The sequence below is a fragment of the Micromonospora sp. WMMB482 genome (genome assembly GCF_019038635.1).
Taxonomy (GTDB): domain Bacteria; phylum Actinomycetota; class Actinomycetes; order Mycobacteriales; family Micromonosporaceae; genus Micromonospora; species Micromonospora marina.
In genome coordinates this window covers 4,273,472-4,294,005 of the sequence record NZ_JAHOPD010000020.1, presented here as the reverse complement: position 1 = coordinate 4,294,005, position 20,534 = coordinate 4,273,472, and the positions used below count along the sequence as shown (strand labels likewise).

Here is a 20,534-nt window from a genome sequence, read left to right as displayed (position 1 = left end):
TGGGCCACGACGGGTGGGGAGCGGATGCACGCGTACGACGGGTATTCGGGCTCGCCGCCCAGAGTCCACTGGACGGCCTACCGTTGCGGGCCAGCGCCGGATTTCGACCGGTCTTCCCCCGCACGCACACGCGTTGGTTGAGTTGTCGCGACAGTCTTATGTGGCCGCAGCTCCGATGTCAATGCGCCAGGAGCCGGACACGTGCCGTGACGGACGGCGGAGGCGGCGGTCTCACGTCCCGCCGCCGTCGGCGAGGGTCGTGGACCTGCGATCAGCCGCTGCCCCTGCGGCTCCCGAAGCCCGGCACGCTCTTCGTGGCCGCCGACAGTTACCCGGCGAGCCCTCGAACGAGCCGCCCGTCACCCGAGCGATTGAGCAGGTCACAGCCGGGGTAGTGGCCCTCCTCGCGGAAGATCGATCGGCGGCCGGGCCCGGTCTGCCCGGCGAGAGGGGTACCACCGGTGCGGACCTGGGTGCGCGACGCCGCCGCGCGGTTGCGCAGCGACGGGATGACGGTGGTCGAGCTGACCGCCGCCGCTGTGGTCGCGTGGATCGTGGCGGCGGTGGTGATCCGTCACCCGGACCCGTTCTTCGCGCCGACCGCCGCGCTCGTCGTGCTCGGCGAGTCCCGCGGGCGACGGCTGCGGCAGACCGTCGAGATCCTGCTCGCCGTGGCGGCCGCCGTGCTCGTCGCGGAGCTGCTGGTGTACGCGTTGGGTCCGGGCACCGGGACGGTCCTACTGGTGCTGCTGCTGACCACCACGACGCTCGTGGTGATCGGGGCCCGCCGCGCCCTGGTCGTGCAGGCCACCCTCTCGGCCATGTACCTGGTCGTGGTCTCCGCGCCGAACGGGACGCTGATGCCGTTCCGCTTCGTCGACGCGCTCATCGGCGGCGCCGTCGCGCTTGCCGCCAGCCAGCTGATGGCCGCCCGTGACCCGCTGGCCCCACTGGTGGCCCAGGCCCGGCGCAGCTACACCGACCTGGCCGACCTGCTCGACCGGGTCAACGCGGCGCTGCGGGGCTGCGACGAGGACGCCGCCCGCGCCGCGCTGGACCGGGCGCGGCAGGTGGACGACTGCGTCGCCGAGATGCAGGCCGCCGTGCTCGCCACCGGCGAGACGCTACGGCTCGGACTGCGCCGCCGGCACCTGGGCAAGCTCGCCGAGGTGGAGGCCACGCTGCGGCAGCTCGACTACGCCGCCCGCAACATCCGGGTGCTGGCCCGGGCCGGCGTGACCCTGACCCGCCGGCACACCGCCACGCCGCCGGAACTGGCCGCCGCGATCGGCGCGCTGACCTCCGCCGTACGGTCGGCCGGTGAGGCCATGGCCCACGACCTCACCGGCGCCGACGCCGACCGGCACGCGCAGCGGGCCGACGCGGCGGCCCTGGAGGCGGTACGGCTCGCCGCGGGCCTGCTGCGGACCGATCCGCCGCTGCCGGTCACCATGATCGTCGGGCAGATCCGGGCGACCGCGATCGACCTGCTGCGCGGTGTCGGCCACGACGACGTGACGGTGCTGGACCGGGTGGACGAGGCGCTCGGCCTGAGCCGGGCATGACACCCGGCTGCCGTGGGCGACGTTGCCGGCGCCCGTCGCCGAGGCAGCACGCTACGTCGTGAAGTAGGCGGCGCTCTCCGCGTCGGCCGGGTAGTAGGACTCGATCGCGATCTCGTCGATCGTGATGTCCGTCGGGGTGCCGAATGTGGTGATGGTCGAGAACAGCCGCAGCTCCCGTCCGCCGACGCGAAGGATCATCGGTATCACGACGTCCGTTTCGATCCGCCGGCCCGGCGTGTCCTCCGGTTCGGGCGCCAGCAGCTCTTCGTAGAGTGCGGTGAGCTCAGGGTCGGGAGCAGTGGCGAGCTGGCGTGAGATCCGGCTGCGGAACACCGCGCGCACGTCGGCCAGATTGACGACCATGCGCCCGAACCCGCGCGGGTCCAGTCCCAGCCGTACCAGGTTGACCGGCGGCCGCAGCAGGTCCGGAGCCACCTGCGCGAAGAACGGGTCGACGGCGCGGTTGGTCATCACGATGTTCCACCGGCGATCGAAGACCACCGCCGGGTAGGGCTCGTGGGCGCGGAGCACCCTCCGGACGGCGTCGTGAACGGCTGCCAGTGAGTTGTGGTCGAGCGGCCGCTCGGCGTACCGAGGTGCGAAGCCCCCGGCGAGCAGCAGCCGGTTGCGATCACGCAGCGGCACGTGGAGCTGATCCGCGAGTCGAAGGATCATGTCGGAGCTCGGCTTGGACTTACCGGTCTCGACCAGGCTGACGTGACGAGCCGAGACGTCCGCAGCGATCGCGAGATCCAGTTGGCTGAGTCCCCGGCGCTGCCGCCACTGCCGCAGGAGTTCCCCGACCGTGTGCACGCTCATGGAGCGTACTCATCGTTGACCGAGAAGCCATGAAATCCGAGTTCATCGACAATCGCAGCGGGCACGCGAACACTGCGTCCATGACCACGGCGAACAAGAGCATCGTCCAACGGGCGCTGGCAGGACTGATCGAGACGGGCGACGTCGATGCGCTCGCACCGTTTCTGAGTGATGACTTCGTCCACCACAGGCCGGGTACCACCACATCGACCAAGGTGGAATGGCTCACCGCGGTTCGCGCCGCGCTGGTACCGCTCGCCGGCATGCAGGTCGAGATCCATCAGGTGCTGGCCGACGGCGATCACGTGGTGATGTACTCGCGGCGCTGGCTTCCCGACGCAGGGCCGGAGATCGCGGTCGTCGACATCTGGCGGATCGACGACGGGCTGATCGCCGAGGCGTGGGAGATCATCGAGCCGGTGGCCCAGGTGGACGCCAACCTCGCGTGGTGGAAACCTGCGCAGCACTGACCGTGCGTATGCCACCTGCGATGCCGGATCGCAGCAAGCGGCCGGCAGCCTCAGAGGGATTGAACGATCTGGATCGGGTTGCCGTCGGGGTCGGCGGTCCACGCGATCAGTAACCGGCCGAGCCACACGTGTGGAGGCGCGAGAGCGGGTGCTCCGCCTGCGACCAGGCCCTCGTAAGCCGCTGTGGTGTCTTCGGTCCAGAGGACGACCGCGACGCGCTGGCCTTCGGCGACCGGGTCCAAGCCGTGGTCCTCGCGGGTGGAGGCCACCGAGGCGATCCCGATCTTGTATCCGTCGAGGACGAGATCGATGTGAACCGGTTCGCCGTCGGTCGGTACCCGGAAGGTCTCCCGGAATCCCAGCCGGGTGTAGAAGGCGGCCGCCCGAGTCAGATCGTCGCTGAAGAGAATCACCTGGGGACTGCGGAAGGTCCACATGCGCTCACCCGGCGATCCGGCCGCACGCACTCCGGGTGCTCGGTAGTCCGGCCTCCTTGAAGACGAGGCGGCAGCTCCCGTTCGTCGGATCCCAGAGTTGGTCGTTGGTCACCAGCGCCCGAACCAGCGCGCGTTGCGGTTCGGTGAGCGGCCGGCGCTTCGCGTACGGCTTGGGGAACGCGAACCGCACCAACGCGCCCCAGCCGTCGTCGAAGCCGGCCCAACTGTCCCGGCCAGCCATTCGGCAGGCAGCCGCCGCGATCTCGTCGAAGTCAGCGGCGACGCGGATCGCCGCGGCGACGAGCGCGTACTGGTGCACCCCCGGAGGTGGCGGCAAGGCCAGCGCGGCCAGGATCAGCTCACGGGCGCGCGGGTCGTCCTCGTGAGCCAGCGCGGCCTGCAGGCGGACCGCCGGGTCCGGATCGGTGAGCCGGTCGCGGAGGTCGACGCCGAGTCGGCCGAGGCAGTGCAGCCACTCCGCCTGCGGTTCGATGCCTCGCTCCGACCACTGCAGGACGAGCACCGCCAGTTCCTCCCGCCGGCCCGCGAGGGACCGCATCCGCGCGATCGCCACAAGATTCTCCGCGCGGAACAGCGCCCGGCCCGGCGGTGACGCCGCGAGCAGCGGAAGCACCACCGGGTACGCCTCGGCCACGGCTTCGGCGAGGTCCGGCAGGAGCTCGGTGAAGTAGCGGTCGTCGGCGAGGTCGATCACGCTAACCGCCGCATCGCCGAGGAACTCCAGAAGCGGCTCGACGGTGTCCGGGTGGGCTCGTCCCTCGGCGAGCAGCGCGGTAACGGCCCGAACCGCAGGCGCGGTCGCCGTCTCCGGGAAACCCTGGTGCAGCACCTTGATGTCGAGGTGATACAGCGCAGCCTCCCGGGCGTCGGCGTCACCGGATTCCAGCGCGGCCAGGTGCCCTGGGGTGTCGGTCGCCCGGCCCCACGCGTGCGTGAGCCGGCTCCAGTCAACAGTCATCGCCACGTCCCCCGCGGTTGGCCAGGAGATGGTTCAGGGCCGACCTGAACTCGACGAAGCTCCCCCGGCAAAGCTCACCGCCGTACCGTACCCGTCTTCGGGTGAGCCGCTGCTCAGCGAAGGCATGGCCGGGGCCACGCCGCCGACGTGCCAGGGCATGCCTGCTGTACCGCCGTGTGGGTGCTGCGGTGAGTTCACCGTCCTCAGTGACCGAGGTTCGGCCACTCCGGCAGCGACGCTCACTGACGGGCCCCACCCACCGACCATCGCGCGGCCGATCTCGGATGCCGTGACTCGGCTGCGATGTCACACTGCGGCAGTGGAGCGCTTTCGGTGTGCGGGCTGCGGGAACACGCTGAGCGTCCCGGTCCGGTTGGTGGAACTGCCGGCGCCGCCGCACTGGTCGGTCCTGGACTGCCACCACGTGAACCCGCCGCTCCTCGACCCGGGTGCCTACGCGATCGACGAGGCCGCCTACGGCCGTGATCAGCTCACCGGCACCTTCGTCCTCTCACCCGGTGACGTACGCGGGACACGCTTCGTCCATGACCGTGTCCGCACGGGCTGCTGGTCGATGGTGGGATGGATCCCTGCGTCGCCTGTCGAGGCTGCGGGGCCGTGGTCGCCTCGCGGGCCGACGACTGCGGGATGGCGCAGGAACTGCGCTTCCATCCAGCGATGGTTGTCCGGGAGCGGTGTGAGGATGAACCGGACCGCGTGACCGATCCTTTCGCGCTGATCGCCGATTGGGACCGTCCTGCGCCCGACACCAGACCGCACCGAGGGGTGCCCGAGCCGACCCGTCCTCGACCCGAACTCGTCGCCACCCGCTGGGGAGGCCGAGGCTTGAGGGAAGCTCTCTTCCGAGACGATCCGCCGGCCTGACCCAGCCGCGCGCCATCCGCACTGGGCCGAGGCGGCTCTGACTACCACTACCGAGCCTCAAGCGTCAGCGTCGGTGAGCAGTCGGGCGGCCAGGGCGCGTACCTCGTCCTTGAGTTCGTCCGGTCGGTCGATCGTGAACGACCAGCCGAGCCCGGCGAGCATCTGTGCCGCACCGTCGAGCCGTTCGGCTCGGGCGGTGAGGCGTACTCCGCCGGGAACCTCGGTGAGCGTGCCGACCGAGGGCGGGATCCGTCGCTGCGCCTGCTCCAGGCTGGTGTGCAGCACCACGGAGATGTCGTGCGCGTACGGCACTGCTGCCAGACCGGTGAGGACCTGCGTGGTGGGATCGAAGCCGGCCGGGATGTCGAACCTGCCCGGGGCGGGGCGGGCTGTCCCGATCCGGTCGAGCCGGAACGTCCGTACGGCCCGGCGGTTGTGGTCGTGGCCGGTGACGTACCACCGGCCGGCGTGGAAGACCAGCCCGTACGGGTCGAGCCGGCGCTCGCCGGACTCGCCGCGCCAGGTGGTGTACGTGATGTTCACCGGTTGCTGATGTCGGGCCGCGTCGGCGAGCACCAGCAGCGCCTCGATGCCGGCCGGGGCGGGCTTCCGGACCCGTGCGGTGAAGTCCACTGTCTCCAGCAGCGAATCGATCCGCCGGGCGAGAACGGCCGGCAGCACCCGGCGGATCTTCGCGGTCGCGCTCTCGGTGGCCGCGCCTTCGGCGGTGACCAGCCCGGCCCGGCCGGCGGCCACGAGCCCGAGCATGACGGCGACCGCCTCCTCGTCGGTGAGCATGAGTGGCGGCAGCTTGTATCCGGGCGCGAGCCGGTATCCGCCGTAGCGACCGCGCCGGGCCTCGACCGGGATGCCCAGGTCGGCGAGGTGCGCGGCGTATCGGCGGACCGTTCGCTCGTCGACGCCCAGCCGACCGGCCAGGTCGGCGAGGGTGAAGCCGCCGCCGGCCTGGAGGATCTCCAGCAACGCCAGTACGCGCGCGGTCGGCCGGGTCACAAATCCCCACTCCTAATCCGGGCGGAACCTGTCCGGTATTGATCGTAGCGTGTCATGCATGACGACCTTCGTACTGGTTCCCGGGTTCTGGCTCGGCGCATGGGCCTGGCGCCCCGTCACCGCCGCCCTGCGCAGGCACGGCCACGAGGTGTACCCGCTGAGCCTGACCGGCCTGGGCGAACGCGCCCACCTGGCCCGCCCGGACACCGACCTCGACGTCCACGTCACCGACGTGGTCAACCTGCTGCGCTACGAGGACCTGCACGACGTGGTTCTCGTCGGGCACAGCTACGCCGGCGCGGTCGTGACGACAGCCGTTGCCGACCGCATGACCGACCGCATCGCCCAACTGGTCTTCGTCGACACCGGCCCGCTGCCCGACGGGGCGGCGAACGACGACTTCAGCCCGCCGCCGGAGCGTGAACGCAACGCGGCGGTGGTCGCCGAACACGGCGACGGCTGGCGGCTGCCGCCCCCGCCGTGGGCCGAGCTGGCGGCGAGCGCAGCAGACGTGGATGACTCCGTCGTCGCGTTGCTCGATGAGCGGTCGGTGGCCCAGCCGTGGGCGACCGCCACCACCCCGGTGCGGCTCACCGGGGCGTGGGAGAAGCTGCCCCGCCTCGGCGTGCTGTCGAGCTTCACCGCCGAGCAGGCACGCGAGATGGCCGCCACCGTGCCGCTGTGCTGGCACATGGCCGGTGACTCGTGGCGGTACGAGGAACTGCCGACGTGGCACTGGCCGATGCTCAGCCGACCGGCCGAGCTGGCCCGGATCCTGCACGAAGCCAGGCCGACGGCATAGCCCGCGGTGCCCGGGCGACCCGCGTGAGCTACTCGCCGGTCGGGCCGCCTGCCAGTTCCGCCACGATGTCCAGGTGCCCGAGGTGGCGGGCGTACTCCTGCACGAGGTGGAACAGCACCCGTTCCAGCGACGCCGGCTCGGCGCCGTCCCAACGCTCACCGGGCGCGCCGATCGCGTCGAGGTCGCTGCCCTCCACCACCGCCCGCGTGTGCCGGCCCTGCGCGCGCAGCGCGGCCAGCAGGTCGGCCCGGGTCTCCTCCGGCGCGACCCACCACCGGTCGTCGCGCCGGTCACCCCACGGGTCGCCGACGTCGCGCCCCTGGAATCCCCACTCGATCCAGCGCAGCTCCACGTATCGCAGGTGCTTGACCAGTTCCAGCGGCGTCCACCCGGACGGCAGCGCGCTGCGGCGTACGTCGTCCTCGGACAGCGCGAGCACCTTCGCCACCACCGTGTCCCGGAAGTAGTCGAGGTAGCGCAGGAACACTTCCGTACGTCCGGCGGCCGGAACGGTGGGCGAAGGAAACTCGATGGTCACCCGACCAGTATCCGCAGGCACGAGTGGGTCGCGCACCACAAGAACCAGTATCGCGGGTGGTTGCGGCGGACCTCAGACGGCCTCTCCGCCAACGGTTCCTACACTCGGCTGGTGCCGGAACCGCGCTTCGAGATGGTGATCGCCCACGTCTTCGACGTCACGGGCCGCCCAGTGATCGTGTCCGGGTCTTGTAGTCCGACCGACCTGCGCCAAGGCGACATGGTAAAAGTCCTGTGCGGCGGCAACGTCGTGGCCGAAACCCGCGCCTACGTTGAGCTGCACTCGCGTCCCGGTACCGCATCTCTCGTACTGCCTGACGTGGCAGCGTCTGACGTAGAGCCAGGCTATGTCCTTCGAGCTCTTGGGCAGACTGAGGCCGACAGCGGAAGTCGCGCTGACCGCTTCGGTGTGCACTCCCAGCGAGCCGATCGGATCAGGCTTGATATGAGGTCAGACGGGCTGATCACGCGCTGCCCGGCTCGGTTCGGCTGGCACGGATGCTGTACGTCGCTGCTGTACTGCCGGCATGGGCTGGTCGGCCGCCCTGGTCCAACCGAGGAAGCGACAGTGCAGCACCCCCGCCGGCGTCCAGGGCATGTCCTCGGTGGCCTGGACGAGGTAGGCACCGAGGTAGAGGGCCAGCGACACCGGAGCATCCGCGTACTCCGCCCGCAGCTCGCGCTTGCGGGTCGGACACGGCCAGGGCAGGTCGCAGCCGCCACAGCTCCAGACCGGCATGACCGGGCCGTGGCTCGTCACCGCGCACCCTCCAGGAACCGCGCGGTGATCGCCCGCGCCTGCCGACTGGTCGCCCATTCCACCTGCCAGCACGGGTACGGCGTGAGCCGCGCCCACCACGCCCGGCAGCCGGCACACATGCCGTCGAGCCCTCGTACGTGAACCGCGACGATCGCCTGTTCCTGCCCGCTGGTCACTGCTCACCCTCCGACGGCCAGTGGCCCCGATTGATCGGAATCCGATGCCGGGCGCGGCAGGGCAGGTCGGACCCACAGCGGCAGATGCGCCGCCAGAGCCGCCACGACCACACCGGCCGGTGCCTGCGAGCAAGAGTCAGCGCGGTGGCAGAAAGGGGGACGCGGCGACCAGGCGATACCCGCACCGCCCGCCGCATCCCGTGAGCAGGAGGCTACGGTCGGTCGCGGAGCGGAATGGGTAAGGTTCCTACCCCTGGATCAGGAGAGGAGCCCGACCTTGACCGCGAGGTCACGGGCGTCGTCACGGGCGGAGCGTGGACCGTCGAGCAGGTCCAACGTGATCTGGCGGGCGTACCCGTTGAAGCGGATCGTCTCCGGGGCCGACTCGTACGCCTGCCTCAGCGTCGTCACGGCCGCTTCCTTGTCGTCCTTGCCGTAGTGTGCCCGCGCCACCTCGATGAGGTGGCGTGCCCGGCGCGGCCTCGACGGGATGGCCGCCGAGTCGTGGCGGCGCGCCTGCCGTACCGCCTCGCCGGACTTCTGCAACTCCACCGCCACTGTCACCGCGTGGGCGCCCATGATGACCCGGGAGAACGACGTCTGCGGCTGATAGAAGCCCTCCGGCAGACGCTGCGCCACCCGGTCCGCCCGATCCCAGTACCGCCAGGCCCGGCCTTCCTCGCCGGCACGCGCGGCGGTGTACGCGGCCTCGAAGTTGAGCGCACCTCACAACGCCAGCAGATTCGCGCCCCCGTCAGCCGCCCTCGGCTCCAGACCCGACATAACGTCGTGGGTCACCACCATGGCGGTGTCCCAGTCCCCGGCGTCCCGATGCACCTGACACAGGAACCATGCCGCGAGAGCCACCGCCTCCGGGTCACCGGAATCCTGCGCCGCCACCATCGCCCGATCCGCGACCCGCCACAACAACTCGGCAGCCGGTTGGTACGCAAGGAACATCTGCGTCAACCCGAACGTCTCCGCCAACAGCGACTGCGCCCGCCGACGCTCAACGCCCTCGTACACCAGCGCGGCCCGCTGCACGTCGTGCAGAAGTCTCGGCAGCAGCCCACCCAGCACCGTCCGGTGATCGGACGCCTGATGACGCGCCCGCCACGCCACCGCAAGCCGCTCACGCAAACCGGCCAACGACTCCACAGCGGCCTCGTCGGAGAGCACGACACGGTTAACGGCGTCCCGCACAGACGCCAGCGCCGGATGCTCAGGCCCGTTCACCACCGCGGACCGGTCGCTCAGCTCGCCGGCCAGGGCGGACACGTCGACCTTCAGTGCCCGCGCGATGCGATCCAGCATGTGGATGCGCGGCGGCAGGATCCGGTCGGTCTCGACCGCCTTGACCCACTCGGCGCTTCGCCCCACCAACCCACCAAGCACCGCGCGAGTCTTTCCGGACCGCTCTCGGTAGACCTTTAAGCGCTGCCCGAAGGTCAACTCCGGCAAGGATTCCATCCCGGACCTCCTCTTAGCGCGGGATGCGCCACCGGCCAACTGGGCCGCCGTGGCACCAACGCTACCGAGCTACGTGCGGCCGCATAACCCCGAACACACCGGCACGCTGCCCGGAGCCCTCGTGTTGGCTCCAACCTAGACGTGCGTCCACTTCACCTGCGCTGGCTTGCTCGACGCGCTGGCCGCGCCACGTCGCGGCCTCACATCATTGAGCCATTTTCATCCTGCGTTGCGGTCGGCTTCATCGTGGTGCAGGACGAGGATGGCCTGCACGATCGCGGTCGCTCGGTGTGGGCAGCAGCGCAGCTTGGCCAGGATCTTCCAGGTCTTGAGGGTGGCGATCGCGCGTTCGCCTCGGGCGCGGATCTTCGCGTGCGCCCGGTTGACGCCCTTTTGCCGGCGTGACAGCTTCGGCCGGAAGCGGCGCCGCTTGAACGGAGTGCGCACACTGCCGCTGGCGCCTTGATAGCCCTTGTCGGCGAAGGTCATCACGTCGGCGCTGGTCAGGGCGTCGATGATGCCGTGGGTGCGGGCGGCGGTCAGGTCGTGCGTCGAGCCGGGCAGCGCGGTCGAGGCCCAGACGAGACGCCCGGCCGCGTCGGCGATGACCTGCACGTTCACTCCGTGACGCTTGTGCTTGCCGGAGTAGTACGGCTTCTGGTCGGCGACCCGGTCGATCGGGATCAGGGTGCCGTCGAGGATCGCGTAGGCGAGCAGCCGGATCCTGGTCATGGCCGCGGCCCGGTTGTCGGCGGTCGCGGCGAGTAGGTCGATGGCCTCGCGGACATAACGCCAGGCCGTCGTGACGCCGATCTCGAAGCCGGCGGCCAGGCGGGTCAGGGTGTCGCCGTTGCGCAGGTGGGCCAGGGCGAGCAGGGCTTGCCGGCCGAGGTCGAGGCGTCGCCACCGGGACCGTCGCTGCTGGCGGCGGGTTCGGATGAGGGCGGCGAGGTGATTCAGGCTGCGGGTGGACAACGGAATCGCGGCAGGGTAAGACAGCACAGCGAGGCTCCCGGTTGGGGCATCTGATCTTGGTCGATTGCTGTCTTACCGGGAGCCTCGTCCTACATAGACACCGGCCTCCCCGCACCGCCCGTGACCTGCACCGTCACGATGAAAATGGCTCATTGGTCGCTGGTCACCGAGGCTTCACGCCGTCTTGTGCCCCGGGTGTGCCCCAGGCCCGGCGAGCGGTACTTCCTCCGGCGCCGGAAACCCGCCCCCGTCATCCCGCCGCCGATCGCCCCCAACAACGCCTCGTTGAAGGGTCCTGGCTGCTCTACGTAACCCAGAGCGACCATGAGTCCGACCACGGCCGCCACCACGCCCCCAGCCAGCATCGTCAGGTAGAAAAGGCGGCCACGCACCCCACTAGTAGAGCAGTCACCGGTCATCGGCCGCATGTCGCACGGTCAGCCTGGCGATCGGGTTGATCTATACGGTGGGTAGTAGCAGCATCAGGAAGATCGCTACCGAACGTTGATCGCCGGGCAGCTCACGTGGCCCTGTCGCCCCGTGTTGACCGCTGTGTCGGGCATGGATCGGGCACGGGCCTGGCCCAGACGAGACGCGCGTCGGTGGCGTAGCTGCCAGCAGGGACGGGTGAGGACACGTGCTCTTGGAAATCGACGGCCGCAAGATGCGAACCGAAGCCGACCTTCACCAACTCCTGGCCCGCGCTCTCGACTTCGGGCCGTACTACGGTGCGAACCTGGATGCTCTGTGGGACCGACTGAGCAAGGATGTTCCCCGCCCGGTCGCCGTGGTCTGGACTGACCGGCAGGCCAGCGAGAAGAGTCTTGGAGCGGAGCGATTCGAAAGGATCTGTGGCCTCCTGCGAGCCGTGGAGGCCGAGGACCAAGAGGCTGGCCACGAGAAGCGGTTCACGTTTGAGCTGCGCTGATCTCTTCGCTCCGAAGGAAACCACAATGCGGTGGCCTGCGGCTGCGGGAGCGATCACCTGCACGAACGATCCGACAACGTCCGAGTATGCACGGCACGGTCGTCACTCAGTAAGTCACCCAGCGCCTGAACTTCTACGTGGAAGCACACGAAGCGTTACTAGATCCACAAAAAACATGGTGCCAAACCGAGCTTGACGCTGGATTGACCCTCGCCCAAGTGGGGTCTGCGAGAAATGGGCGGCCTCAATTGCTAGCGCCACGACAGCCACGAGTGCAGACACTAGAAATACCACAACACACGGAAGAGCTAGAACCAGTCCCGTGGTGTTACCAACGATGTTCTTGATCGACAGAAACTGAATCAGTGCGCCAAGAGCAAGCGCGAGCAAGTTGCTCCGCCAGGAAAGCACGAGTAAGCGGTAGGAGTTACGGTTCCTGACTTTACGGCGCTGGCCACTCCAAGAGGCCCAGCCGCGTTGCCAATCATCGAACAAGACTCTCACCGCCGCAAGGTTCGCTACCACCAAACAGTGCCCATCATCTGTTCCACCCTAGTACGGCAGCCGCCGTTTGGGATCATGGTTGAAGTTCGAGGTTGAGCCGGCGTGTGTAGTGGGCTCGTCGGGCTCGGGCTTGATGCCGTCGTCGCCAGCCTGACCAGTGCAAACGATGGGCGAGGTCGGTGATCGGGCGGATGAGGCAGGCGTTGATCAGGCGGCGGACCTCGTTGACGGTCAGCGTGATCAGTCCCGTGTCGGTGGGCTCGTCGTGGGTGGCGTCAGCGGCGCTGATTGTCAGCACGGCGAGGGCGGCCAGGGCGAGGGTGGTGAATCGGTGCCAGGAGTCCCAGCGGCGGACCTGGTGCTGGTCCAGGCCGACCTGGCTCTTGGCGGCCTGGAAGCTCTCCTCGATGCTCCAGCGGATTCCGGCGACCCGCACGAGCTGGACGAGGGTGGCCGGTCTCGGGGTCCAGCAGCGGTAGAAGGCCAGCTCACCGGTGGTGATGTTGCGGCGGATCAGCAGGCTGTGCCGGCCGCCGTCGTCGGGGTCAGCGTCGGTGCACACGTCATCGAGCCAGGCCCAGTCGTAGAAACGCGGCCCCTTGGATCCGGCGCCGGCTGAGCGGCGCTGCCACGCCGAGGCGGGCAGGTCAGCGGCGATCCGGTCGGCGCGGATGCGGGTCTTGCTGCCGTCGATCGGCACCAGGTGGCTGCGGGACACCGCAAGGACGTAACCGATCTCGTGTTCGCGCAGGCCAGCGCGGAAGGCGGCGCTGTTGCCGTAAGCCTCGTCCGCAGCCACCCACCCGGCCGGCACCCCGGCGTCAAGGGCTGCGGTGATCATGTCGGCGGCCAACTCCGACTTGGTGGCGAACTCGATGTCCTCGGGCACCCCGGCAGCAGCACACCGGTCGCGGTCGTCGGTCCACGACGCTGGCAGATACACCCGCCGGTCGATCAGGGTGTGCCCGTCGGCGCCGGCGTAGCCCAGGAACACCCCGACCTGACTGTTCTCGATCCGCCCTGCCGTGCCGGTGTACTGGCGCTGCACCCCGACCGTGTGGATGCCCTTCTTCAGATCGCCGGTCTCGTCGACGGCCAGGACCGCGTCCGGACCGCCGAACCGGCCGGCGATCATCTGCCGCAGGTCGTCGCGGACGGCGTCGGCGTCCCACACCGCCCGGTACAACAACCGCTGCATCGCATCCGGCCCGGCGTGCCCGGCCTGCTCGGCCAACTGCCAACACGTCTTGACCTCAAGGTCAGCCAGCAGCCCGGTCACGAACTGTCCGGCCGCCCGGCGCGGTTCCACCCGCCCGAACCGGCCCGCGAAGCAGCCCAGCACCTCGGCCAGCACCCGCTCCCACCGTGCAACAGCTAGGCTGTGGCACGCGGCCACCGCAAGATCTGAAGTTATGTCCACAACGTACAGACGATCACGCGGTGGCCGCCCCGCGTCCACCCCAGGTCACCAGCAGAATCTCAAACGGCGGCTGCCGTACTAGACGCCGGGATCATGGACAGTTCCGGCTGCGTCCGCCGCCTGACCGTGTCCCGTGCTCCGCAATCACGCGTCGCTACGTGTCCCTGTCTGCCGCCGGCCCACACCTGGGCCATGGTCTGCTCGGCTTGCCTGGGTCGGTGGCTGGCGGGATGGCATCCCACCTCAACCAACCATGACGCGGAACCGTGCGGCAACTCCATTTGGAGCCGTCTGGCCCCGCCGAAGGCAGCAAGCAGAAGGGCCGCCTCCCGAGTGCCCTCTCCGGTGTGAACTGTCGGCGGGCCGGTCGGATCAGGCTCCTATGAGGTCACTGCCCGCCCGGCCAGCACCACTGGTGCTGCACCGCCAGGCAGACGACAGATCAACAGCAAGGACACCCAAACCGCGGGGTCAGTCGTAAGCAAGAGTCAGGCCGCCTGACGGCGCCTCAAAGTCTCACAGTCGTAGGAGTCGCCGACGGAGCCCATCGAGGGCAGGATCCCGTTGTCCTGTAAGCGTTCGGAGAAGCGGAACGACGTGTAGTTCGACCCGCGGTCCGAGTGGTGGATCAACTGGCCGTCGCGGACATCGCGGGACCAGATGCCGTATTCGAGGGCGGCGAGGATCAGGTCGGTGTCGCAGCGGTCAGACGTCTTCCACCCCACGATCCGGCGGGAGAAAACGTCGCGGACCGCGGCGAGCCAGAACACGCCCTCACCGCACGGGATGCGGGTGGCGTCGGCGACCCAGAGGCGGTTCGGCCCGTCGGCGGTGAACTGCCGGTTGACCAGATCCGGCGCCGGCGTGTGCCGGGGATCCTGCCGGGTGGAGCCGCCGCGCCAGCCTCGACGCAGGAACGCCCCCTGCCAGCCCTGCTGCGCCATCAACCGCTCGATCCGTTTGCGGCCCACCCCGATGCCGTCACGGCGCAGCTGCCGGTGGACCCGGTCCGCGCCGTAGGTGCGTCCGGAGGTCTCCCAGATCTCGTGGATGTTGGAGATCAGCCCCAGGTCGACCACGTCCCGGTCGCAGGGCTGCTCGGCCTGCTTGACCCACGCGTAGTAGGTCGAGGCGCCGATGTTGAGGACCCGTAGCAGGAGCGCGACCGCGAACTGGTCACGGTGTTCGTGGATGAACCTCATGACCGTCGCCGGGTCGGGTCGAGCTCCGCCGCGAAATACGCGCTCGCAGCCTTCAAGATCTCGTTCGCCCGTCGAAGCTCGGCGTTCTCCTTCACCAGCCGCCGATTCTCCTCCAGCATCTCGCTGGTCGGCCGGTCAGTGCGCTCGCCCGCATCGGCCTCGGCCTGACGGATCCAGTTCCTGAGCGCCTCGTGATGAACACCGAGCTGCTCGGCCAGGCGCCGGATCACGGGCTTCGGGTCCGACTCGCGATACAGGCGCACAGCGCGCTGACGTAGCTCATCGGGGTACTTCTTCGGTGCTGCCACGGACGACTTCCTCCCCCACGGCCATCAGACCATGGTCAAGAAGCTCCATGAAAACGGGGGTGGCTCACTGCGACAAGTTGACGGCTCAGTTCGACCGCCTCCGCGGCCGCCGCCAGAGCCTCCGCCGTCCGTCGTACTCCCGCCAGATAAACCGCCTGGTTCTTCAGAGCAGTCGCCAGGTAGGCCAGACTCCGCGGCTGGCTGCCCGTCATCGACTCACGGAGATGTGTGACCGTCTCGGCGCCGACGTCGACCGCTTCCTCCCACCGCCCTGCCTCGAACAGCCGGTTCGCGTGCAGGCTCAAGACCCTGCCCAGGGCGTCGTGCATCTGCGAGCCGACCGGTTGATCCACAGCCAGCCTACGCAGCAACTGCAGGGCACGGTCGCTGACCTGCAGCGCCTCGGCGTGCTGGCCGGTCGCCGCCAACGCCATCGCGTAGGCCTCAAGCAGCCGCGACAGCAGCACGTCAGGACATACGTCCATCAACGCCAACGCCTCACGGCCGGCAACCAGCGCCTCCGGCGTTCGGCCACAACTCATAAGTCGCCTGGCGAGCGCCTCCAGGGCCTCCGCGAGCTGCTCCTCATGACGGCGGTCGATGGCGTAAAGCTCCCGGGCCAGCCGGACCGCCTCCTCCGCACGCACCAGCGCCTCCGCCAGCCGGCCAGCGTCCGACAAGTAGTAGGACAGGTTGGTGCATGCCAAGACGAGAGTGGGCAGCACCGTGCCACGGTCCCGCGCTGTCAAGCCAGACAACATCTCCACAGCCCGACGGCCCATCTCGACCGCATCATCGAAACGACCAGCGCGCGAGAGCTCCACCGCCTCATCAACAACTGCCCCGACCTGGCGCAGCGAAGCGTCAACCCGCGTCCCCCGCCGCAGCCATCTACGCCAACCCGTCGACTTCACTAGGGCGAATATAGGCCCGAATGATCAGCCCGTCGGCCCCCGTATGCCGAGCCGCAGACACTTCGGGCACGCCGAAGGGCTCACCGCCCAGGAAGCGCTGGTCAGCGCGTTGCTGGTGGGATTCGAGTCTCAGCCCTCGGAATCACATCGACGCGAGCACGGCGCGAGCCAGAGTCATGCGTCGATATAACAGGGCTCTCTCGACCGGTTTCAACGGATCCCCGGCGACAGCCGGGCACCAGCAGGACTGGGAGCAGCGCACCCTGACCACTTCGGCGTTCTCTGGGAGGTCACGCCGGACCGCTCATCCACGTCACCGCAGGTCAAAGCCCTCGGCTCTGCCCGTTGTCGGTGAGCACTTCGGACACGGTGACCACTTCGCCACGCTGCACCCACCTGCAAGGCATGAACACTCACAAGGTCCTTACCGTCTTGAGCTGCGAATACTCCCCTACCAGCCGACATAGAGTGCCGTTGACTGCTGTTCAATGCCGTTGAGTGCAGTTGTGTGAAGCAGGACGCCGCACCGACTCTGACCTGCGAAAACGCGAAGCCGCAGGCAGGGGTGGGTGCAGTTGGGTGCGACCAGCTGCCGTTCGGTGCGGTTCAAGGCCGTTCAGGGCACCCTGTTGCTCCCAACCTGCTCCCCCGCTCAGGGGCTCGCGCCCGGGCTGCTGCGTCCAGCCTGCGTCGGCCCGTCCTGCACGTCGTTCGTCAGACACTGTGGCCACTTGCCCGAGCCGTCCTAGCTGACGCCGACGCCCGGTCAGCGACCCTTGGGCACAGTTGCTCCCGATCCGCTTCCACGGCCCGGTTGTCGACCCGACATGCTCAGGTATGCCGCGCCTTATCAGCGGCATGCGCGGATGTCCCGATCGGCGCTGCGGAGTGAGAACAGGCAGCTCTTCGAGGCATTCCAGGGGCGTATGCTCTCCGGATCGTGGACAGCGATGAAGACCAGGGTGTCACCGGCCCTGCGGTGGTCGGGTGCATCCAACGCGCCTACCTGACGGTGGCGCCTGCGGGGGATGCTGATGGGTTGGACTTCGATCCGGCACACGTAACGCGGCTGGTCGGGCTGGAGCCCACGCGGGTTCACAGGCGCGGCGAAGCCTCGGGGCCGCGCGTGCGCAGATCGAGCGGCTGGTACGTCGACGTGCCGCAGCGGGATGAGTACGACACGGAGCTACTTCTCAGGGAGTTGCTCGATGTCATCGAGCCTCACGCCGAAGGGCTGGCGCACGCCCAGCAGGTACTGGAACTCCGGGCAGGGATCAACGTCGTGATCGAGATGTGCTCCGGACGAGACAGAGCCGGCGACATCCTGGTGACAACTCCCGCTTTCCACCTCACCGCGGCGACGATGCGGCGAGTGGCTCGCCTAAATCTGTGGCTCGACTGCGATCAGTACGTCTACTGAAGTTCCCCGAGTTTCCCGGAGGTGTCCGGTCTCAGGGGGCACTTCACTTCCTTGCTGACCAGCCCTCGGCGTGACAGCATCCGCGCATGGGCATCTTCGGCTCCATCGCACGCGGCTTGGGTAGCCTCCGCCCGCTGTCCGACGCGGATCTCGAAGACGAGCGGGAGGCGTTACGACAGCGCTACGTGTCGAGCGACAATATCGGCGAGGCGTCGAACCTTTACAACGAGCTGGGGTCTGCTGCACCGATAGGTGACAGTTTCAGTCACGCGGCCTGACTGGCCGGTCGGGTCATGATGGTCTCGTACTCGATGGGGGTCAACCGGGACAGGGATCGTTGGCGTCGTCGGCGGTGGTAGGTCCGCTCGATCCAGGTCACGATCGCGGTCCTGAGCTGTTGCCGGGTCGTCCAGGTTCGGCGGTCGAGGACGTTGTTCTGTAGCAGGCCGAAGAAGGATTCCATGGCAGCGTTGTCGCCGGCGGCGCCGACGCGGCCCATCGACCCGGTCACGTGGTGCTGGTTGAGGGCGTGGACGAATTTCCGGCTTCGGAATTGGGATCCGCGGTCGGTGTGTAGCACGCAGCCGGCCACGTCACCACGACGTGCTGCGGCGTTGCGCAGGGCATTGACGGCCAGGCGAGACTTCATCCGTGAGTCGATGGAGTAGCCGACGATCCGGTTGGACCACACGTCCTTGATCGCACACAGGTAGAGCTTGCCCTCACCGGTGCGGTGTTCAGTGATGTCGGCCAGCCACAACCGGTTCGGGCCGTCGGCGGTGAAGTCGCGGCGTACCAGATCGTCGTGCACTGGCGGACCGACCTTGCCGCCCTTGCCCCGACGCTTGCGCTTGCTGAACGCGCTCCACCAGCCCATGTGGGAGCAGATCTTCCAGGCGGTGCGTTCGACCATCGGCTGGCCGGCAGTGCGGGCCTCATCGGCCAGGAACCGGTAGCCGAACTCCGGGTCGTCGCGATGCGCGTCGAACAACGCGTCCGCCCGATACGCCGCCACCAGCTCGGCGTCAGTGACACGGCGGGCAAGCCACCGGTAGTAGGGCTGACGAGCGATGGTCAATACCCGGCACGTCACCGCCACGGGGACCCCGTCAGCGGCCAGCTCGCTCACGAGCGGGTAGAGCCTTTTCCCGGCAGATGCGCCTGCGACAGGTAAGCCGCAGCCCGGCGCAGGACCTCGTTCTCCTGCTCCAGCAGCTTGATCCGCTTACGGGCCTCACGCAGCTCGGCTGACTCGCCGCCGCTGACACCCGGTCTGGTTCCGGCGTCGACGTCAGCCTGGCGCAGCCACTTGAACAACGTCATCGGGTGGACTCCGAAGTCCTTGGCGATCTGCTCGACCGTCACGCCCGGATCGCGGTCACGGGCCACCCGCACGACATCGTCGCGGAACTCTCGGGGATAGGGCTTGGGCACAGCGACATCCTTCCAGCTCGCCGTCAGGGCAAGCCATCTCAGATGTCACCTATCGGTGCAGCAGACCCACTCCTCGCCGCGGGCCTGCTAGGTGCCGTCCTCTTTCTCTCCGCCTGTAGCGACGACAAGCCGGAGGCAAGCCGTCCCAGCCCTGACCAGTACAGCCGCAGCGGCTGCATCTTGCTGGCGCAACGGTTGAAGGAGAATGACCACGGCTGGATCCTGAATGGCAGTGTCGCGACCCGGGCTGCTCGCTCGACAGACCCCGCGATAAGCGCTGCCGGCAAGGAGTTGGTGCTGGCCGTGCAGGAGGCCGGCGACCTGGACGTGGGCAGCAAGGGCAAAGCGGACATGACGCAGGCCGAGGCCCGGGTCACCGAAGCTCAACAGAAGCTGAAGGCAGCGTGCCGTGACCTGCTAGGCGAAGAACCCTGGTCCTGACCACGCGGCCGTGCCGTGTCCTGCACCGCGGAACCTTCACGCCCTGGGCTTAATCGCTGGCGGACTCGGCTCGAACGTGCAAGCTGCGCCACGGAGGTCACGTCCGCGCTGATGGTGTAAGAGACGGCCATCGCGTGATCCGGTCTGATGCTATGCGGCGATCGGGGTGGGGTCGGGTTGGTCGGTGTCGTGTTGGCTGGTGTCGACGGTGATCAGGCGGGCTTTTGCGAGGAGTTCCAGGCCCATGTAGCGGCGACCCTCGGTCCAGTCGTCGGTCTGCTCGGCCAGGACAGCACCGACAAGGCGGATGATCGCCGCCCGATTGGGGAAGATCCCGACGACGTCGGTGCGCCGGCGGATTTCCTTGAGTGCCTTCACCGCCTGGTCGCCGGAGGTGTCGCTGTCGAGCAGGACGATTACGGCAGGTCGGTCGACGTCGCGGCCTCGCGCGAGATACACCAGGTTGGGGATGTGCGGCGCGGACCCGGCCGGCACGAGCGTCACGGTGTTGAGATCGAGGTTGTCGGCTGATCGGCAGCGACCACAGCGCCGGACAGGCAGAAGAGTGGCTGGCGCAGTTTCCCGCGTGGACGCTGACTGATCGCGAGATCCTCGACCACTTCTCGTCAAGGAACGCATCGAAGTGGTCGGCGAAGTCCCGGCAAAGCACCGAGGGCTGGGTACACGGCCTCGCGATGTGGACCGGCGAGCGGGCGGCCCACCGGACCGACGGCCGTCGGTCACGCCGGTGAGCCAGAGCGGGCCGCCCTTTCGTCAGGCGGGTGCCGGTCGCGGTACGTCCGGCTTCACGAACAGCCGGCGGGCGCGGTCAGGAACGCGAACCCAGTACGGCGGTCGGGCGGCCGACGGCGGTGGGACACCTAGGCCGGGACCGCCTGCTCCCAATCTGCTCCCAATTTAAGGGGCAACAGCGCGGAAGCCCATTACCGGCCGAACCGGTGACGGGCTTCCTACCTGGGCATATCCATGGTGGGCGATACTGGGATCGAACCAGTGACCTCTTCGGTGTGAACGAAGCGCTCTCCCGCTGAGCTAATCGCCCTCAGCGCGCAT

The 20,534-nt window shown here is 68.6% G+C and carries 20 protein-coding genes, 1 tRNA gene, 2 pseudogenes and 1 riboswitch; of the genes and pseudogenes, 7 read left to right on the top strand and 16 right to left on the bottom strand.

Translation table 11 applies throughout. The annotated features are described in order from the left end of the window. Positions 1-18: 18 nt before the first annotated feature. Positions 19-165, bottom strand: a riboswitch (cobalamin riboswitch). 296 nt (positions 166-461) lie between these two features. Next, a complete protein-coding gene (locus KSK32_RS21415; RefSeq protein WP_216932802.1) occupies positions 462-1,565 on the top strand; it encodes an FUSC family protein in 1,104 nt (367 codons plus the stop codon). A gap of 51 nt (positions 1,566-1,616) precedes the next feature. Here KSK32_RS21415 and KSK32_RS21410 read toward each other — a convergent pair whose 3' ends face one another. Continuing rightward, complete coding sequence (locus tag KSK32_RS21410; RefSeq protein ID WP_216932801.1) at positions 1,617-2,384, bottom strand: helix-turn-helix domain-containing protein; 768 nt, start codon at positions 2,382-2,384, stop codon at positions 1,617-1,619. 29 nt (positions 2,385-2,413) lie between these two features. Here KSK32_RS21410 and KSK32_RS21405 point away from each other — a divergent pair, with 29 nt between their 5' ends. Then, on the top strand, positions 2,414-2,854 hold the full coding sequence (locus tag KSK32_RS21405; protein WP_216932800.1) for a nuclear transport factor 2 family protein: 441 nt from the start codon (positions 2,414-2,416) through the stop codon (positions 2,852-2,854). A gap of 50 nt (positions 2,855-2,904) precedes the next feature. Here the strand turns inward: KSK32_RS21405 and KSK32_RS21400 are convergent, their stop codons facing one another. The 3 genes from KSK32_RS21400 to KSK32_RS21390 all read right to left on the bottom strand — a co-directional run bounded on the left by KSK32_RS21400 (position 2,905) and on the right by KSK32_RS21390 (position 6,169). Then, positions 2,905-3,291, bottom strand: a complete 387-nt coding sequence (locus tag KSK32_RS21400) for a glyoxalase/bleomycin resistance/extradiol dioxygenase family protein (protein ID WP_216932799.1) — start codon at positions 3,289-3,291, stop codon at positions 2,905-2,907. Positions 3,292-3,295: 4 nt separating this feature from the next. After that, entirely contained in the window at positions 3,296-4,270 is a 975-nt protein-coding gene (locus KSK32_RS21395) for a hypothetical protein (RefSeq protein WP_216932798.1), read from the bottom strand. A 942-nt stretch (positions 4,271-5,212) separates the two neighbouring features. Then, entirely contained in the window at positions 5,213-6,169 is a 957-nt protein-coding gene (locus KSK32_RS21390; RefSeq protein ID WP_216932797.1) for a YafY family protein, read from the bottom strand. A gap of 58 nt (positions 6,170-6,227) precedes the next feature. Between KSK32_RS21390 and KSK32_RS21385 the strand changes: the two genes are divergently transcribed. Next, positions 6,228-6,971, top strand: coding sequence for an alpha/beta fold hydrolase (locus KSK32_RS21385; protein WP_216932796.1), 744 nt, complete (start codon positions 6,228-6,230; stop codon positions 6,969-6,971). Positions 6,972-6,999: 28 nt separating this feature from the next. Here KSK32_RS21385 and KSK32_RS21380 read toward each other — a convergent pair whose 3' ends face one another. The 5 genes and pseudogenes from KSK32_RS21380 to KSK32_RS21365 form a co-directional block, all read right to left on the bottom strand. Then, positions 7,000-7,509, bottom strand: coding sequence for a DinB family protein (locus tag KSK32_RS21380; RefSeq protein ID WP_216932795.1), 510 nt, complete (start codon positions 7,507-7,509; stop codon positions 7,000-7,002). A 450-nt stretch (positions 7,510-7,959) separates the two neighbouring features. Next, on the bottom strand, positions 7,960-8,268 hold the full coding sequence (locus tag KSK32_RS33535) for a hypothetical protein (RefSeq protein ID WP_289256352.1): 309 nt from the start codon (positions 8,266-8,268) through the stop codon (positions 7,960-7,962). Further along, on the bottom strand, positions 8,265-8,444 hold the full coding sequence (locus KSK32_RS21375; RefSeq protein ID WP_216932794.1) for a hypothetical protein: 180 nt from the start codon (positions 8,442-8,444) through the stop codon (positions 8,265-8,267). The genes KSK32_RS33535 and KSK32_RS21375 overlap by 4 nt, the downstream gene beginning before the upstream one ends. A 258-nt stretch (positions 8,445-8,702) precedes the next feature. Continuing rightward, positions 8,703-9,914, bottom strand: a pseudogene (locus tag KSK32_RS21370) (helix-turn-helix domain-containing protein). Positions 9,915-10,133: 219 nt separating this feature from the next. Then, positions 10,134-10,916: a transposase family protein gene (locus KSK32_RS21365; RefSeq protein ID WP_216932793.1), complete on the bottom strand. Its 783-nt coding sequence runs from the start codon at positions 10,914-10,916 to the stop codon at positions 10,134-10,136. A gap of 610 nt (positions 10,917-11,526) precedes the next feature. Between KSK32_RS21365 and KSK32_RS21360 the strand changes: the two genes are divergently transcribed. After that, positions 11,527-11,817 carry a barstar family protein gene (locus KSK32_RS21360; RefSeq protein ID WP_216932792.1) on the top strand — a complete coding sequence of 97 codons (291 nt, stop codon included), beginning with the start codon at positions 11,527-11,529 and terminating at the stop codon, positions 11,815-11,817. A gap of 577 nt (positions 11,818-12,394) precedes the next feature. Here KSK32_RS21360 and KSK32_RS21355 read toward each other — a convergent pair. The 4 genes from KSK32_RS21355 to KSK32_RS21340 form a co-directional block, all read right to left on the bottom strand. Beyond that, a complete protein-coding gene (locus KSK32_RS21355; protein ID WP_216927931.1) occupies positions 12,395-13,660 on the bottom strand; it encodes an IS701 family transposase in 1,266 nt (421 codons plus the stop codon). Between the two features lie 569 nt (positions 13,661-14,229). Next, positions 14,230-14,943 (bottom strand): IS3 family transposase, encoded by a 714-nt coding sequence (locus KSK32_RS21350; protein WP_216932791.1) that lies wholly within the window; start codon positions 14,941-14,943, stop codon positions 14,230-14,232. Further along, a complete protein-coding gene (locus KSK32_RS21345) occupies positions 14,940-15,251 on the bottom strand; it encodes a transposase (RefSeq protein WP_216932790.1) in 312 nt (103 codons plus the stop codon). Before KSK32_RS21345 ends, KSK32_RS21350 begins: the two co-directional genes overlap by 4 nt. Before the next feature lie 35 nt (positions 15,252-15,286). Next, positions 15,287-15,976, bottom strand: a complete 690-nt coding sequence (locus KSK32_RS21340; RefSeq protein ID WP_289256351.1) for a tetratricopeptide repeat protein — start codon at positions 15,974-15,976, stop codon at positions 15,287-15,289. Positions 15,977-17,105: 1,129 nt separating this feature from the next. Between KSK32_RS21340 and KSK32_RS21335 the strand changes: the two genes are divergently transcribed. Both KSK32_RS21335 and KSK32_RS21330 read left to right on the top strand, forming a co-directional pair. Continuing rightward, complete coding sequence (locus KSK32_RS21335; RefSeq protein WP_216932789.1) at positions 17,106-17,585, top strand: DUF4279 domain-containing protein; 480 nt, start codon at positions 17,106-17,108, stop codon at positions 17,583-17,585. Between the two features lie 86 nt (positions 17,586-17,671). Then, positions 17,672-17,863 carry a hypothetical protein gene (locus tag KSK32_RS21330; protein WP_216932788.1) on the top strand — a complete coding sequence of 64 codons (192 nt, stop codon included), beginning with the start codon at positions 17,672-17,674 and terminating at the stop codon, positions 17,861-17,863. Here KSK32_RS21330 and KSK32_RS21325 read toward each other — a convergent pair. Further along, positions 17,851-19,019 (bottom strand): IS3 family transposase gene (locus tag KSK32_RS21325; protein ID WP_216932787.1). Its coding sequence is split into 2 segments (ribosomal slippage): positions 17,851-18,732 and positions 18,735-19,019, totalling 1,167 coding nucleotides; the frame shifts between segments, so codons are not numbered across the junction. The two genes, KSK32_RS21330 and KSK32_RS21325, sit on opposite strands and share 13 nt — an antisense overlap. On the opposite strand from KSK32_RS21325, the gene KSK32_RS34590 reads away from it, so the two are divergent. Beyond that, on the top strand, positions 18,912-19,460 hold the full coding sequence (locus tag KSK32_RS34590; protein ID WP_216936519.1) for a hypothetical protein: 549 nt from the start codon (positions 18,912-18,914) through the stop codon (positions 19,458-19,460). The two genes, KSK32_RS21325 and KSK32_RS34590, sit on opposite strands and share 108 nt — an antisense overlap. A gap of 150 nt (positions 19,461-19,610) precedes the next feature. Here the strand turns inward: KSK32_RS34590 and KSK32_RS21315 are convergent. Beyond that, positions 19,611-19,826, bottom strand: a pseudogene (locus KSK32_RS21315) (transposase); the annotation flags it as partial. 622 nt (positions 19,827-20,448) lie between these two features. Further along, positions 20,449-20,523 (bottom strand) — tRNA-Val (locus KSK32_RS21310). Between the last annotated feature and the right edge of the window lie 11 nt (positions 20,524-20,534).